Genomic DNA, 14,347 nt, shown 5'->3' on the forward strand with positions numbered 1-14,347 from the left:
TGACAACGGACCTCGGTTATGGTGGCGGCAAACCGCGCGATGCAGTTCGTGTAATCATTTTTTGCGCAGGTGAACATTGATGCTTCGAGTTCGCATGATCGCACCGTGGCTGCTTGCACTTGTTGTGACCGCAAGTGTACTTACGGTAGCCGCCAGGACGTCCCGGACCGCCGAAGACGTGGCGGAGGTATCGGCGCTGACCCGACAGACCAAAACAGTCTGCGTTGGCCGGTTCCTGATCGACGTGCCGGAGCAGGCGCAGGTACGCATCGAACCGGCGATGGTGAGTGGTTTCGACATCACTCGCTCGAATGAAGTAGCGCGGAGTTTCGCTGCCAATCTAGCTGACAGAGAGCAGGTGTTGGCGGCAAAACCCAATATGCTGGGCAAACGGAACATCGAATCCGTGACCGATGTACGTGGCGGCGAATTCACTGGCAAGGTATTTGTTCACAGCCGCTACCGCAGCTACAGTATCGAGAGCGAAAAGCGTGTCTACAGCGACAGCGTTTCTGTGGAAGGGCATGTCCACAAGGACGGCGTGACGCTCAGCTTTGCAGCTGACACTTTCGATCCGGCGCAGACAGACCTCTTACCCCAACTGCTTGCCCGGCTTGTCAGCCGCGGCGACGAGGAAAACCCGGACGCTCGCGGATTTTGTATCAGCGGTGCATTTATCCAGGACAGTAATAAAGAAAGCCGTTCCGAAAGCATATCGATGTCTGCAAGGCTGTCTGGCCATCCCGATGTCGACATGGTTTTGTGGACGAATGCAGCCAGCATAAAAGGACCGATGCTGCTTGCGCGAAATGCTGCGGCAATGGACTTGCTAACGCGGGCACGCTCGCGCACTTTGCGTGAGGGTAGCCGCGTGATCCATCGCATGGCCGGTGAGGAGGTCGCGCTGAAAGTGGCTGAAATGAACCTCGCCACGGTGTACGGCTTCGCGTGGGAGACCCGAGGGACAGATGACAACGTCGCCGTTCCGCATCTGTCATTTGAAATGGATTCTGGTGTCAATCCGCGCGCGGGCGGCAAACCGGTGTCGTCCAGCTTGAGCGAAGATGCCATGCTCATGCTTTGGGGCGCGATTTCATCCAGCATCCGCCCGCGAGCGCAACATGACTGAGCCGACGCGACCGATTCGCCAACCGACAGTCGACGCCGACGGGAGCCTGGTTGCCCGTAGTGTCGTCACGCCCAAGGCCTTTAAGGTTCGCGCGAAGGTGACGGTAGGCTCGCGCAGGGTCATCCCGGTCATCTTCGTTCCCGGAATCATGGGTAGCAATCTACGCGTGCGCGTGGACGCTGATGCAAAGCGCGACGATTCCCGCACGGAGCTGCCGTCAACCGGCCGACCGGGCAAAGGAGCTGCAGACCGAGCGAACAACGACTACGCAAAGGATAAGACGGATCTAACCCAGCCAGGCGCGCCTGCCTGGCGTCCCCCTAACGGTTACATCGACGGTTTATTCGAAGCGTTCGCGTGGAAGCAGCGCAAACCCGACCTGCGTCAGAAGATTCTCCATCCGTCGTCACTCGAGGTCGATGACGATGGCGAGCTCGGCGACGCGCCGCCCGGATTGAGCCAGGAAGAGATGCGCGCGCGCGGCTGGGGTGAAGTGCACCAGGATTCATACGGCGCGGTCCTGATCGAACTGCAGAAGTATTTGGATACTACCTTTCGCCTGAATGTGCGCCGGGAGCGCGAAATCCGGGACCATTGGAAGCGGGTAATGCAATGCGACCCGGCACGCTGGGGCGTGCGCAAGATAGCGCGCATTACCGAGTCCGAACTCGAACACTACGCCGCTTTCCAGTATCCCGTCTACGCCGTCGGCTACAACTGGCTCGAATCATGTGCGGCCTCGGCACAACGCTTAAGCCAACGGATTGACGAGATCAAGCATTTCTGGAATTCACGCAAACATGAGTGCGAACGAGTCATTATTGTTACGCATTCCATGGGTGGCCTGGTCGCACGTGCTTGTGCGCGCAGTCGCGCAAAAGATCGGGATGACCCAGCGGATATCGCCGGCATAATCCACGGCGTGATGCCGGCCTTGGGCGCTCCGGTCGCTTATCGGCGAATTGCAGGCGGCACTGAAGGCGAACGCTACAGCAATGGCTTTATCGATAACCTCAAAGCCAACAGGTTCGTTGATATTGCCGGTACAACGCCAGAGCAGACGACTGCGGTCATGGCGACGTCGCCCGGCGTGCTCGAATTGCTTCCGAACCACCTCTACCCGAGGCCCTGGCTGCTGGTGAAAACCCTCAGTCGTGTAAATAACGAAGATAAAGAGCAACAAGTTTTGGCTTTACCAGCCGGCGACCCGTATGAGATGTATCGCGATACCGAATCTTGGTACCGCGTGATCAATCCCCATTTGGCTGATCCCGCAGGACTTTTCAAGAACCAGCCGGGCGGGGTAGCGGGTGTCATTCGTAAGGCAATCGATGCTGCAGAGCACATGCATCGTGAAATCCTGACCGTCGCCGAAAGTGAAGAGAAAGGCACGGCCGGGTCGCCCTATTACCACCCTAATACCTATGCGTTTTATGGCTCCGATGCCGATCGGCGCGCATACGGCACGGTGTCATGGGCGGCTCGGGTGCCCCCGGCAAACGGAACGGCACTGACGTCTGCCAACACCGCCAACGCGCGCCCGGCCGGATACACACCCAAGGGGGGGCGCGAGGTCGTGATCGAAGGACGGACAAAACTGCGATTCCACATGTGGGGGCAGGATGCGCCCGGTGACGATACAGTGCCACGGCAGTCCGCTTCCGGCGTCGACCAGCACGTGCGCGCCACATTTGCCGCGACTGGATTCGGTCACCAGGAGTGTTTCACAAATGGCGCAATGCTACTGCTTACGCGCCACTTGATCGTCAAGATTGTTCAAGGCATCAAATGATGCGGATCGTCCGGCGTTGTACGAAATGGCTGCTCGCGCTGGCGGTCGTGGCTATTGGCGGGTTAGCCGGCATTCGGGCAGTACACAGCGGTGAAGACATGAAGAAGGTGGCAACCATGACAGAGCGCATGAAAACCGTGTGCGTAGGGCGATTTCTCGTCGATGTTCCGGAGGATGCGCAGGTATCGCTAAAGCCCGCGCGAGTGGGTGGGTTCGACATCACGCGTAACGAAGAGTCAGTGGATCAGTTCACAAACTGGCTGTCCACCCGTGAGGCAAAACTTGTCTCAGCTGCGAATATGCTTGGCCGGAAAAATGTCGAGTCCAGTAAGGAAATCCGCGGCGAGGGCTTCGTCGGAAAAATTCTGGTTCATAGCCGGTACCGCAGCTACAGTGTGGAAAAAGCTGAGCGCAAATATTATGAAACCGTTTCAATAGAGGGCCATGTAAACAAGGGCGGGGCGACATTTAGTTTCAACAGCGAGGGCGACGATCCTTCGCGTGTTCCAGTCGTCGCTGCGCTGATGACCCAGTTGCTCAGTCGAGCCAATGATGAAATTCCAGCCACGCCGGGATTTTGCATTAACCGAGCAGTGCTTGCCGACCCCTCTCAAAAAGAGTTAATTGAAAGCGTACCGATGTTTGCGAGCTTTCCTGGGCATCCTGACCTAGTAATGGCGTTCTGGTCGAATTCAGGTGCGAGTCCCGGCCCGGGTCTATTGGAACGTAGTGCCGCCGCACTCGACGACACGCCGTTCATGCGTGCGCGTTCACGGATATTGCGTGAAAAGGGGCGGATCATTAACGGGCTAGCGGGCGAAGAATTTGCCGTCAAAGGGACGGAATTGAATTTTGCAACGGGCTACAGCTTTAACTGGGAAATGGCTGGAAAAGAAGGTGATCCATACCTGCCGTCCCTGTCGCTTGAATTACGTGCCGGCGTAAACCCCCGCGCCGGCGGCAAACCCGTCCAGTCCAGCCTGAGCGAAGACGCCATGCTCAAGCTCTGGGACAAGATCTCCTCCAGTATCCGCCTGCGCCCGACCAGCGTCGAAAAAGTCGCGAAGGCCGAAGCGCCAGCGATGCCGCTGGGTGCCTATGCCGAAGCAGGGGAACGCTGCCCGCAAAGCGGGTGGTGGTTGTGCACCGATGCCGGCAGGGACGTCGGGGTACTGGGCGGCCAGCGCCAGTACCTGCGCGCCGGCCAGAAGATGCCGCAGGCGCTGTTGCTGCCGCCGCAGACCCTGTGGCAGAAGGTGCGCGGGCTGCAGCCGAGTTACGAAAGCCGCACCCGCACCGCCTGGAAGCTGGTCGACAAGCGCGAGCGCGCACGGGTCGATCCCGTGGTGCCGCTGGCGCAGGCGACGCTGGCGGCGCAGGTCGATGCAGGCAATGCCATCGGCAGCCCGTTTTCGCTGGCGCAGCCGGGTGCGCCCATTGGCTGCTGCGCCAAGACCGGCATGCAGTGCCCGGCGAGCGGCTGGTGGCGCTGCGAGGAATCGAGTGCGCTCGACGGCACGCGCTGGTTCGCCGCCGGCAGCCTGCTGCCTGCGGCAACCTTCACGCTGCCGTCCAGTGGCTTCGGACGCGGGTTCGGCAAGCCCGAGTCGATCCAGCGCCGCAGCCTCTGGCAGCTGGTGCGGCACGCCACGCAGCCGGGGTACGACACCGGCGATCCCGAGCCGGACAGCGAATTCCCGGACAGCGGGTTGCCCGACGCCGGCGACGCGCCCGGCAACGCCTGACGCCAGCAGCGGACAGGCTGACAGCGCGCGATGCGTTCGGCGATCCTCGGCTTCGTCGCCGGCGTGGCGGTCCTGCAAACGCGCGCAAACCTGCCCGAGCTTCCGACGATGCTCGGCTGTGCCGCCGCAGCGCTCCTTCTGCTGTTCGCCGCCCGTGGACGCCTGCGCATCGCCGGCGCGGCCTGCGCAGGCGCGCTGTTCGGCTTTTGCTGGGCGGCGCTGCTTGCCCACCATGCGCTACGACCCAGCCTCGACCGGGCTGACGAAGGTCGCGACATCGCACTGGTCGGCACGGTCGAAGCGCTGCCCCACGATTTCGGCCAGGGCGTGCGCTTCCATTTCGCCGTCGAGAAGCTGTTGACCACCACCGCCCGGGTGCCGCCGCTGCTGGCCCTGTCCTGGTACCGCGCGGAAGGAAGCGAGGTGGCACTGCGCCCCGGCGAGCGCTGGCGGCTCAACGTACGGCTGCAGCGCCCGCATGGCAACGCCAATCCGCACGGCTTCGACTACGAAGCCTGGCTGCTGGGGCAGGGCGTGCGCGCCACCGGTTACGTACGCGCAGGCGGCAATCGCCGCCTCGACGACTTCGTCGCCACCCCAGGCCATATCGTCGAGCGCTGCCGCGACGCGCTGCGCAGCCGCATCCTCGCCAGCCTGGACGGGGCGCCCTATGCCGGCGTCATCGTCGCCCCGGTGGTGGGCGACCAGCGCGGCATCGGCCAGCCCGAATGGGATGTGTTCAACCGCACGGGCGTAAGCCACCTGGTGGCCATCTCGGGCCTGCACATTACGATGATCGCCGGCCTGGCGGCGCTTGGCGCCTCCTTCCTGTGGCGCCGCTCCTTCTTCAGCCGGGCGCAGTTGCCGCTGCTGCTGGCCGCGCCCAAGGTGGCGGCACTAAGCGGTGCGGGCGCGGCGCTGCTGTACGTGGTACTGGCCGGCTTCGGCGTACCGGCGCAGCGCACCCTCTACATGCTGGCCGTCGTCGCCTGGGTCCATGTGGACGGGGCGGCTGGCAAGCGTCTTCACCGTGCTGTGCCTGGCCCTCGGCCTGGTGGTGCTGCTCGACCCCTGGGCCGTGCTGTGGCCGGGCTTCTGGCTGTCCTTCGTGGCGGTGGCATCCATCCTGTATGCCGGTGTCGGCCGGGCCGGACGCGAGCCGCATGGCTGGCGCGGCGCCTTGCGCACGGCGGCGCGCACCCAATATGCGGTGACGCTGGCGCTCGTGCCCTTCACGCTGCTGCTGTTCGCCCAGGTATCGCTCGCCAGCCCCCTGGCCAACGCCATCGCCATACCCGTGGTGAGCTTCATCGTGACGCCGCTTGCGCTCGCCGGCAGCCTGCTGCCGGCGCCACTCTGCACGCCGGTGCTGGAACTGGCCCACCTGGCGCTGGCCACGCTGGCGCGCGGGCTCGACTGGCTGGCGGCCACGCCGATCGCCGTCTGGAGCGTGCCGATGCCGCCGCCCGCGCTGTTCCTGCTTGCTTGCCCGGGAACGGCCTGGATGCTCGCACCGCGCGGCTGGCCGCATCGCTGGGCGGGCGCGGCGCCCTGGCTGCCCCTGTTCACGCTGCTGCCCACCCATCCCGAGCAGGGAGACCTGCGCGTCACCGCCTTCGACGTCGGCCAGGGCATGGCGCTGCTGGTGGAAACGGCCAACCACCGGCTGCTGTACGACACCGGCCCGCAATATGCGCCGGGCCAGGATGCCGGCAGCCGCGTCCTGCTGCCGTACTTCCGCGCGCGCGGGATCAAAACCCTGGACGGCCTGGTCGTCAGCCACAGCGACCTCGATCACGTCGGCGGCGCGCAAACCCTGATGCGCTCGCTGCAGGTCGGCTGGGTCGCCAGTTCGCTCGGCCTCGGCCATCCGGTGGTGCGCGCCGCCAAACGCCACACGCGCTGCAGCGCCGGCCAGGCCTGGGACTGGGACGGCGTGCACTTCGAGATGCTGCAGCCGGCGCCGGCCAGCTATGCCGACATGGGCATGAAGTCCAACGCACGCAGCTGCACGCTGCGCATTTCCGCGCGCGCCATGCGATCCTGCTCGCTGCCGACATCGAAGCGGTCCAGGAAGCGCAGCTGGTGCTGGCCGATGCCGGCAAGCTGCGCGCCGATGTGCTGCTGGCGCCCCACCACGGCAGCGGCACCTCGTCCACGCCGGCTTTTCTCGCCGCGGTGGCGCCCTCGATCGGCGTCTTCCAGGTCGGTTATCGCAACCGCTATCGCCACCCCAAGCGCGAGGTCTTCGAGCGCTACGGCGCGCTCGGCATCGCGCGCCTGCGCACCGACGAATCGGGCGCGATCGAGTTTGCGTTCGGCAGCACGATCGGGGTGAGCGAATACCGGCGCACGCATATGCGCTACTGGTACGACCGGTAGCGGGCGTACCGCGCGGCCCGCGGCAATAGGGGTTTCCCTCTAAAGAAGGAACGGACGCGGGCATGTGACATTACAATCGGAGTCCCTTGTCGATGCCCGCGCGCCGTATGACCAAGCCACTCCTGCACTTCTGCCACGGTAACAGTTTCCCGTCCGGTACCTATCGCCAGCTGCTCGACGCCCTCGGCGCGCACTACGAGGTGCGCAGTACCGACATGGTGGGGCATGACCCGCGCTTCCCGGTAGGCGACGGCTGGAGCGGCCTGGTCGACGAGTTGATCAGCGAGCTCGAAGGCTACGGGCGGCCCGTGATCCTGGTCGGCCACTCGCTCGGCGGCATGCTCAGCACGATGGCGGCCGAGCGCCGTCCCGAGCTGGCGCGCTGCGTGGTGATGCTCGATTCACCGGTAGTGGCCGGCTGGCGTGCCCTGGCGTGGCGCCTGATCAAATTGCTGGGCAAGGGCTCGCGCTTTTCGCCGGCGCGCTTTTCCGAGCGCCGCCGCAACGTCTGGCCCGACCGCGAGACCGCCTATCGTCACTTCATGTCGAAGGACATCTTCGCCGCCTGGGCGCCGGGCGTGCTCGACGACTACCTCGACGTCGGCCTGAAGCCGCATCCGAACGGCGTCCAGCTGCGCTTCGACCGCGCGGTCGAGACCACCATCTACAACTCGTTGCCGCACCACATGGGCGAGGTGATCCGGCGCGACTTTCCGGTGCCCGTCGGCTTCATCGGGGCGACGAATTCCGAAGAGCTGCGCCAGGCTGGCCTGGCATCGACGAGAAAGCTCGTCGGCGAGAACTTCGTGATGACGGAAGGCGGCCATTTGTACCCAATGGAGGACCCGGCCCGGGCCGCGCAACTGACCCACGCGATGATCCAGCGTTTGCTCGGCAGCACTGTCAATAGCGGCGAAACGCTGACGGAAGGACAAGTTTGACGGCGACCGGCGCCGCCTTTTCGCGTAAAATCGCGGGAATTTGCAGACTCCCTGACAGCATTCCCTGAAAGAACTCAGCATGGCAATCAAAAGCGATAAATGGATCCGCCGCATGGCGCAGGAAACCGGCATGATCGAACCCTTCGCGCCGGGACAGGTCCGCGAGGCCGACGGCCGCCGCATCATTTCCTACGGCACTTCTTCGTACGGCTACGACATCCGCTGCGCCGACGAGTTCAAGGTGTTCACCAACATCAACAGCACGATCGTCGACCCGAAGAACTTCGACGAGAAGTCCTTTGTCGATATCAAGAGCGATGTCTGCATCATTCCGCCGAATTCCTTCGCGCTGGCACGCACCCTCGAATACTTCCGCATTCCGCGCAATGTGCTCACCGTCTGCCTGGGCAAGTCGACCTATGCACGCTGCGGCATCATCGTCAACGTCACGCCCTTCGAGCCCGAGTGGGAAGGCTATGTGACGCTGGAATTTTCGAACACGACGCCGCTGCCGGCCAAGATCTACGCGGGCGAGGGTTGCGCACAGGTGCTCTTCTTCGAATCCGACGAGGTCTGCGAAACGTCCTACAAGGACCGCGGCGGCAAATACCAGGGCCAGCATGGCGTGACGTTGCCGAAGACCTGATACGGTTTTCGGCACCTGCCCCTGTAATTCGTATCATGTTAGGCGAGGCCAGGCATGGCAGATTGTTGCAGCGGCGGCTGTTCCGCCAATAAGCCACCCGTCGATCCCGCCTACCGCCGGGTGCTCTGGATTGCGCTCGTCGTCAACGCCGCCATGTTCGGCGTCGAACTCGCCGGCGGCTGGGCGGCGGGCTCGGTCTCGCTGCTGGCCGACGCGGTCGACTTCTTCGGCGACGCCGCCAACTACGGCATCTCGCTGTTCGTGCTGGGCCTGGCGCCCCTGTGGCGCTCGCGTACCGCGCTGGTGAAAGGCGCGACCATGGGCGCCTATGGCGTCTTCGTGATCGCATCCGCCCTGTGGCACCTGGCCGCCGGCGTCGTGCCGGTGGCGCAGACCATGGGCACGATCGGTTTCGCGGCGCTTGCCGCCAACCTGCTGGTGGCCGCGCTGCTGTTCGCATTCCGCAACGGCGACGCCAACATGCGCTCGGTCTGGCTGTGCACGCGCAACGACGCAATCGGCAATGTCGCCGTGCTGCTGGCCGCCTTCGGGGTCTGGCAGTCCGGCAGCGGCTTGCCCGACCTGTTCGTGGCTGGCGTGATGGGCCTGCTGGGCCTGAGTGCCGCGCGCAGCGTCATCCTGCAGGCGCGCGCCGAAATGAACGCCGCTCCGCCCACCGTCCCGGCGCCCACCATCGAGTTGAAGCGCAGGTGAAACCCCGCGCGGCGCTCCTCCTCTTCGCGCTGCTCGCAGGCGCCCCGATGCTTCTCGCTGCCGAGCGCGAACGGACGCAGACCGGAGCGCGGCCTGGCACGTCCATCTCGGGTTCGGCGCGCCTGCGGGCCCATGACGAAGACGCGGGCTTATCGCGAGGCGCATGGCGTCGTGTCCGGCGCGGTGAACGAGCTCCGGCTGGGCGGCGTGCTGTTTCGCTTTCCGCCCGACTCCACCCCGGAACCGTACAGCGCCGGCCCCATCGTCCGTGGCGAGGCCGACAGCGTGCACACCCACCTGGACCTGAGCGGGTGGATCGCACCGCGGCCGCGGATCAGGTCCGAGGCGAACGGCATGGCGGCGGGTGGATGCGTTGATCGTGAAATAAGCCGTAGCGCATCCTGAACTGGATGCAACCGATCGGTCAGCACAAAAAAAGAGGAGCCGGCGGCTCCTCTCTTCACATTGGCGCGGCGCCGATCAGTCCTGGCGCACGCAGTCCACGAAGTAATCGCGCCGGCCATTGACTTCGCGCTTGACCAGGCCGTGCACGTCCGTCTCGAAGCCGGGGAAGCGCTCGTTGAAGTCGCGTGCAAAGCGCAGGTAGTCGACGATGGTCTTGTTGAAGCGCTCGCCCGGGATCAGGAGCGGAATGCCCGGCGGGTAAGGCGTCAGCAGGATCGCCGTGGTGCGGCCTTCCAGGTCCTCGATGGCCACGCGCTCGATGGCGCGGCGCGCCATCTTGGCAAAGGCGTCAGACGGCTTCATCGCAGGCACCATGTCCGACAGGTACATCTCGGTCGTCAGGCGCGCCACGTCGTACTGCTTGTAGAAGTCGTGGATCGAGTTGCACAGGTCGCGCAGGCCGCGGTTTTCGTAGCGCGGATTGGCCGCGGCGAACTGCGGCATCACCTGCCACATCTGCTTGTTGCGGTCGTAGTCGTCCTTGAACTGCTGCAGCGCCGTCACCAGCGTATTCCAGCGGCCCTTGGTGATACCGATGGTGAACATGATGAAGAAGGAGTACAGGCCGCACTTCTCGATGATGACGCCGTGTTCGGCCAGGTACTTGGTGACGATCGAGGCCGGGATGCCGGTTTCGCCGAACTTGCCGTCCAGGGACAGGCCCGGCGTGACGATGGTCGACTTGATCGGGTCGAGCATGTTGAAGCCTTCGGCCAGGTTGCCGAAGCCGTGCCAGTCGTCCTCGGCGCGGATCATCCAGTCCTTCTGCTCGCCGATGCCTTCCTCGCCTTCGACGTCCGGGCCCCAGACCTTGAACCACCAGTCTTCGCCGAACTCGAGGTCCACCTTCTTCATGGCGCGGCGGAAGTCCAGCGCTTCCAGGATCGATTCTTCCACCAGGGCGGTGCCGCCCGGCGCTTCCATCATGGCCGCGGCCACGTCGCAGGAGGCGATGATCGAGTATTGCGGCGAGGTCGAGGTATGCATCAGGAAGGCTTCGTTGAAGGCGTCCTGGTCGAGCTGCACCGATTCCGATTCGCGTACCAGCACCTGCGAGGCCTGCGACAGGCCGGCCAGCAGCTTGTGGGTCGACTGGGTCGAGAAGATCATCGACTGCTTGGCGCGCGGGCGGTCGCGGCCGATCGCGTGCATGTTCTTGTAGAAATCGTGGAAGGTGGCGTGCGGCAGCCAGGCTTCGTCGAAGTGCAGGGTGTCGATCTTCCCGTCCAGCATTTCGCGCAGGACTTCCACGTTATAGACGACGCCGTCGTAGGTCGACTGGGTGATCGTCAGGATGCGCGGCTTCTTGTCCTTGGCTTCACGGGCGAAGGGGTTGGCTTCGATCTTGCGCGCGATCGATTCTTCCGTGAATTCCTCGAGCGGGATCGGACCGATGATGCCGAGGTTGTTCCGGGTCGGCATCAGGAACACGGGGATCGCGCCGCACATGATGATCGAGTGCAGGATGGACTTGTGGCAGTTGCGGTCGACGACGACGATATCGCCCGGCGCGACCGTGCTGTGCCAGACCATCTTGTTCGAGGTCGAGGTGCCGTTGGTGACGAAATAGCAGTGGTCGGCGCCGTAGATGCGCGCGGCGTTGCGCTCGGACTTGGCGACCGGACCGGTGTGATCTAACAGCTGGCCGAGTTCCTCGACCGCGTTGCAGACGTCGGCGCGCAGCATGTTCTCGCCGAAGAACTGGTGGAACATCTGGCCGACGGGGCTCTTCAGGAAGGCGACGCCGCCCGAGTGGCCCGGGCAGTGCCAGGAATAGGAGCCATCGTAGGCATAGTTCACCAGCGCGCGGAAGAAGGGTGGCGCCAGCGAATCGAGGTAGGCCTTGGCTTCACGGATGATGTGGCGCGCGACGAATTCCGGCGTGTCCTCGAACATGTGAATGAAGCCGTGCAGCTCCTTGAGGATATCGTTCGGGATATGGCGGCTGGTGCGCGTCTCGCCGTAAATATAGATCGGTATGTTCGAATTCTTGTGGCGGATCTCCTGCACGAAGGCGCGCAGGCGGGTCAGCGCATGGTCGGTCTCTTCGATCGAGCCGCCGCCGAATTCCTCATCGTCGATCGACAGCACGAAGGCCGAAGCGCGCGACTGCTGCTGCGCGAACTGCGACAGGTCGCCATAGCTGGTCAGGCCCAGCACCTCCATGCCTTCCTTTTCCATTGCGGCGGCCAGGGCGCGGATACCGAGGCCCGAGGTGTTCTCGGAACGGAAGTCCTCGTCAATAATGATGATGGGGAAACGAAATTTCATTGACAGCTCCAATGCGAAGCGCCGTGGGGGCCAGCCGCATCCTGTTGGGGAAGGGCTGGCCTCGCACGGCACCGAAAAATAAGAAGCGGATTTTCGCAGAAATTCCGCTGCCCGGTGAACATTTTTTTATTAGGGTAACGAGTTGGGCACGGGAGCGGCGCGCCGTAGGGTAGGCGGCAGGGCCCGGGCGGCAGAGCGACCCGCGGCAGGCGCGCCGTCCACCCTACGGTTTGCGCAGGTAGGTCACGTAGGCGTAATCGAAGCCATTCGTCTCCGAACGATGCTGCTCGCGCGCCAATTCCGTCCACACGGCCGGGTCGATCGCCGGGAAGAAGGTATCGCAGGCGAAGGTGTGCGCGATCTCGGTAACGATCATGCGGTCGGCCAGGCTTATTGCCGCCTCGAAGATCTGCGCGCCGCCGATGATGCTGGCCGGCTCTTCGCCCACGAGCCCGATCGCCGCTTCCAGCGAGCTCACGGCATCCACACCATCATGGCGCCAGTCGCCGTTGCGGGTGACGACGATATTGCGCCGTCCCGGCAAGGGCCGCCCGATCGACTCGAAGGTCTTGCGGCCCATGATGATCGGCTGGCCCATCGTCACGCGTTTGAAGTGCGCCAGGTCTTCCGGCAGGTGCCAGGGAAGCTGGTTGTCGATGCCGATGCCGCGTTGCGCGTCGATGGCGACCACGAGCGTCAGCCGGGTCATGGCGTCACCACGCGCAAGAGAAGGGTAGAGCAGGGAAGAGCGCGCATGTCGTGGTCCTTGTCACTTGGATAATCGTAAGCCGCGATGGTGTCGCCAGTGAATCTTCCTGTCAAGCCTGCGGGATGAGCAGCCTTCGCTCCTGTGTTATCTCAGCACGCCCGATGGGGCTCCGTGGAAAGCTTACTGCCGGGCTGGCGGCGGTGCCGGCTGGCGCAAAACGGAGGCATGATGGAATCGACGGAAAAGGCGCTGAGCTTTACGAGTGTGCATGAAGAGCACGCGCTATTGCTCGCGGCGGGTGGTCAGCTGCTCTTCGCTGTTCTGGTGGACTGGGAATGGATATCGCTCGAGTCAGCGTTCGCTCCGGTGCTGCCGGCGATTTTTGCGACGCTGATCGTGCGCGAGCTGGTGAAGACCTTGCAGCGGGTGCAGTTCAATGGCAGCACGGTGCGGGTACTCGACGTGACGAGCTGGTATCGCTGGCGCGGTTTCGATCTGGCCGAGGTACAAAGGATCGAGTATTGCCAGGCTCCGTCGGATAAGGGCGGCGCCTACCTGAAGCTGTGCTTGAAGCCGAGCAGCCACCGCCGCTGGGATACGGTCCGTCTTGTCCGCGTCGGCTTGAGCGGCGATGGCCGGCTGCTCGCCGCCCTCAGGGCGCGCCTCCAGGCGCTGCGGCCGGATCTGGAGGTGCACAAGCTGCCGTCGCACTATCGCGACGGGCCCGGGCCGGCGAGTAAACCTGCGAAAGCGGCGAGGAAATCCGCCAGGCGTCGCAAGCCTCCGAAAGCGGGCCGGGCGACGAGGCCCGAGGCTGCTGCAACGACCTGCAACGAGGCGGAGATTGAGTCCTTCTTTGACAGCAGATCGGATGATGACGATTAGGCCTGGTCGAATAATCCACGGCCATCCCATCTTTCCATGACGCTGGCTGACTGCGCGGTGACTGCCTTGCCCGCATACGCTGGCCCCAGTTTCTCCAGCAGCCGCGGGAACGCGCGGCAGTAGCTGGACTGGATACCGGCCAGGCGCGCCAGCTGCGCATACCCGACGACGGCATCGGGCGGCACCGCGCCCAGCACGCGCCGCACCCGCTCACGCCAGTCGTCCGGCCACGTTGGCTGCAGTATGCCGAGGTCCTGTACGGCGTCGCCGCGGCGCAGGAGTCCACCCGACAGTACGCGCGCCAGCACACCACGCCGGGCCCCGATCCTGCGCGCAAGGCCCGGCTGCATGAGGTCGAGCTGGCCGCAGGCTTCGCACTGGAACATCAGGCGCAGGCGCACGTCCGCGCCGACCTGCAGCACGGTGCCGGACGCGAGCGACGCGATGTCGACCAGCAGGTTTTCGCGCAGCGCGTGCGGCGGCAGGGCATAGTCTGCGTAGACGGCGGCATCGGCCAGCAGCAGCTGGCGCGGAGAGTGGACATCCGCGTGGACGTCGCCCTCCAGCCCGAACCCGGCGATCGCATGTGCGCTGTCAGCCTGCTGGGGCGCGCGCTTGCGCGTCGGCCGCAGCGAAATCGCCTGGAGGGTGCCGATGCGCATCCGGAC

12 protein-coding genes and 1 pseudogene are annotated in these 14,347 nt (G+C 64.3%); 10 read left to right on the forward strand and 3 right to left on the reverse strand.

Annotated elements, in window-relative coordinates:
• Positions 1 to 94 precede the first annotated feature (94 nt).
• From G4G28_RS11430 to G4G28_RS11465, 9 genes and pseudogenes are all read left to right on the forward strand, one after another.
• Complete coding sequence (locus G4G28_RS11430) at positions 95 to 1,129, forward strand: T6SS immunity protein Tli4 family protein (RefSeq protein WP_182988355.1); 1,035 nt, start codon at positions 95 to 97, stop codon at positions 1,127 to 1,129.
• The gene (locus G4G28_RS11435) at positions 1,122 to 2,921 is read left to right on the forward strand and encodes a triacylglycerol lipase (protein WP_182988356.1); all 1,800 of its coding nucleotides are present in this window, start codon (positions 1,122 to 1,124) and stop codon (positions 2,919 to 2,921) included. The genes G4G28_RS11430 and G4G28_RS11435 overlap by 8 nt, the downstream gene beginning before the upstream one ends.
• On the forward strand, positions 2,918 to 4,666 hold the full coding sequence (locus G4G28_RS11440; RefSeq protein ID WP_183108385.1) for a T6SS immunity protein Tli4 family protein: 1,749 nt from the start codon (positions 2,918 to 2,920) through the stop codon (positions 4,664 to 4,666). The genes G4G28_RS11435 and G4G28_RS11440 overlap by 4 nt, the downstream gene beginning before the upstream one ends.
• A gap of 108 nt (positions 4,667 to 4,774) precedes the next feature.
• Positions 4,775 to 5,602 (forward strand): annotated as a pseudogene (locus G4G28_RS28235) (ComEC/Rec2 family competence protein); the annotation flags it as partial.
• Between the two features lie 61 nt (positions 5,603 to 5,663).
• A complete protein-coding gene (locus G4G28_RS28240) occupies positions 5,664 to 7,004 on the forward strand; it encodes a ComEC/Rec2 family competence protein (RefSeq protein ID WP_308602284.1) in 1,341 nt (446 codons plus the stop codon).
• Positions 7,005 to 7,155: 151 nt separating this feature from the next.
• Positions 7,156 to 7,989, forward strand: a complete 834-nt coding sequence (locus G4G28_RS11450; RefSeq protein WP_182988358.1) for an alpha/beta fold hydrolase — start codon at positions 7,156 to 7,158, stop codon at positions 7,987 to 7,989.
• 79 nt (positions 7,990 to 8,068) lie between these two features.
• Positions 8,069 to 8,635 (forward strand): dCTP deaminase, encoded by a 567-nt coding sequence (gene dcd, locus G4G28_RS11455; protein ID WP_182988359.1) that lies wholly within the window; start codon positions 8,069 to 8,071, stop codon positions 8,633 to 8,635.
• 54 nt (positions 8,636 to 8,689) lie between these two features.
• Positions 8,690 to 9,349, forward strand: a complete 660-nt coding sequence (locus G4G28_RS11460) for a cation transporter (RefSeq protein WP_182988360.1) — start codon at positions 8,690 to 8,692, stop codon at positions 9,347 to 9,349.
• 132 nt (positions 9,350 to 9,481) lie between these two features.
• Complete coding sequence (locus G4G28_RS11465; RefSeq protein WP_182988361.1) at positions 9,482 to 9,754, forward strand: hypothetical protein; 273 nt, start codon at positions 9,482 to 9,484, stop codon at positions 9,752 to 9,754.
• Positions 9,755 to 9,829: 75 nt separating this feature from the next.
• On the opposite strand, the gene G4G28_RS11470 is transcribed toward G4G28_RS11465, so the two are convergent.
• Both G4G28_RS11470 and G4G28_RS11475 read right to left on the reverse strand, forming a co-directional pair.
• Complete coding sequence (locus G4G28_RS11470; protein ID WP_182988362.1) at positions 9,830 to 12,085, reverse strand: arginine/lysine/ornithine decarboxylase; 2,256 nt, start codon at positions 12,083 to 12,085, stop codon at positions 9,830 to 9,832.
• 223 nt (positions 12,086 to 12,308) lie between these two features.
• On the reverse strand, positions 12,309 to 12,794 hold the full coding sequence (locus tag G4G28_RS11475; RefSeq protein WP_182988363.1) for a dihydrofolate reductase: 486 nt from the start codon (positions 12,792 to 12,794) through the stop codon (positions 12,309 to 12,311).
• Between the two features lie 228 nt (positions 12,795 to 13,022).
• Here G4G28_RS11475 and G4G28_RS11480 point away from each other — a divergent pair, with 228 nt between their 5' ends.
• A complete protein-coding gene (locus G4G28_RS11480) occupies positions 13,023 to 13,679 on the forward strand; it encodes a hypothetical protein (protein WP_182988364.1) in 657 nt (218 codons plus the stop codon).
• Here the strand turns inward: G4G28_RS11480 and G4G28_RS11485 are convergent.
• Complete coding sequence (locus G4G28_RS11485) at positions 13,676 to 14,341, reverse strand: MOSC domain-containing protein (protein WP_229425015.1); 666 nt, start codon at positions 14,339 to 14,341, stop codon at positions 13,676 to 13,678. The genes G4G28_RS11480 and G4G28_RS11485 overlap by 4 nt on opposite strands.
• Positions 14,342 to 14,347 lie beyond the last annotated feature (6 nt).

This window comes from Massilia sp. Dwa41.01b, from assembly GCF_014171775.1.
Classification (GTDB): domain Bacteria; phylum Pseudomonadota; class Gammaproteobacteria; order Burkholderiales; family Burkholderiaceae_D; genus Telluria.

Bases quoted from the DNA above. Each gene is read 5' to 3' on its own strand.
- G4G28_RS11485 (WP_229425015.1), bottom strand. From the start codon at position 14,341: ATGCGCATCGGCACCCTCCAGGCGATTTCGCTGCGGCCGACGCGCAAG.
- G4G28_RS28240 (WP_308602284.1), top strand. From the start codon at position 5,664: ATGTGGACGGGGCGGCTGGCAAGCGTCTTCACCGTGCTGTGCCTGGCC.
- G4G28_RS11435 (WP_182988356.1), top strand. From the start codon at position 1,122: ATGACTGAGCCGACGCGACCGATTCGCCAACCGACAGTCGACGCCGAC.
- G4G28_RS11470 (WP_182988362.1), bottom strand. From the start codon at position 12,085: ATGAAATTTCGTTTCCCCATCATCATTATTGACGAGGACTTCCGTTCC.
- dcd (WP_182988359.1), top strand. From the start codon at position 8,069: ATGGCAATCAAAAGCGATAAATGGATCCGCCGCATGGCGCAGGAAACC.
- G4G28_RS11430 (WP_182988355.1), top strand. From the start codon at position 95: ATGATCGCACCGTGGCTGCTTGCACTTGTTGTGACCGCAAGTGTACTT.
- G4G28_RS11450 (WP_182988358.1), top strand. From the start codon at position 7,156: ATGACCAAGCCACTCCTGCACTTCTGCCACGGTAACAGTTTCCCGTCC.
- G4G28_RS11475 (WP_182988363.1), bottom strand. From the start codon at position 12,794: ATGACCCGGCTGACGCTCGTGGTCGCCATCGACGCGCAACGCGGCATC.
- G4G28_RS11440 (WP_183108385.1), top strand. From the start codon at position 2,918: ATGATGCGGATCGTCCGGCGTTGTACGAAATGGCTGCTCGCGCTGGCG.
- G4G28_RS11465 (WP_182988361.1), top strand. From the start codon at position 9,482: ATGACGAAGACGCGGGCTTATCGCGAGGCGCATGGCGTCGTGTCCGGC.
- G4G28_RS11460 (WP_182988360.1), top strand. From the start codon at position 8,690: ATGGCAGATTGTTGCAGCGGCGGCTGTTCCGCCAATAAGCCACCCGTC.
- G4G28_RS11480 (WP_182988364.1), top strand. From the start codon at position 13,023: ATGGAATCGACGGAAAAGGCGCTGAGCTTTACGAGTGTGCATGAAGAG.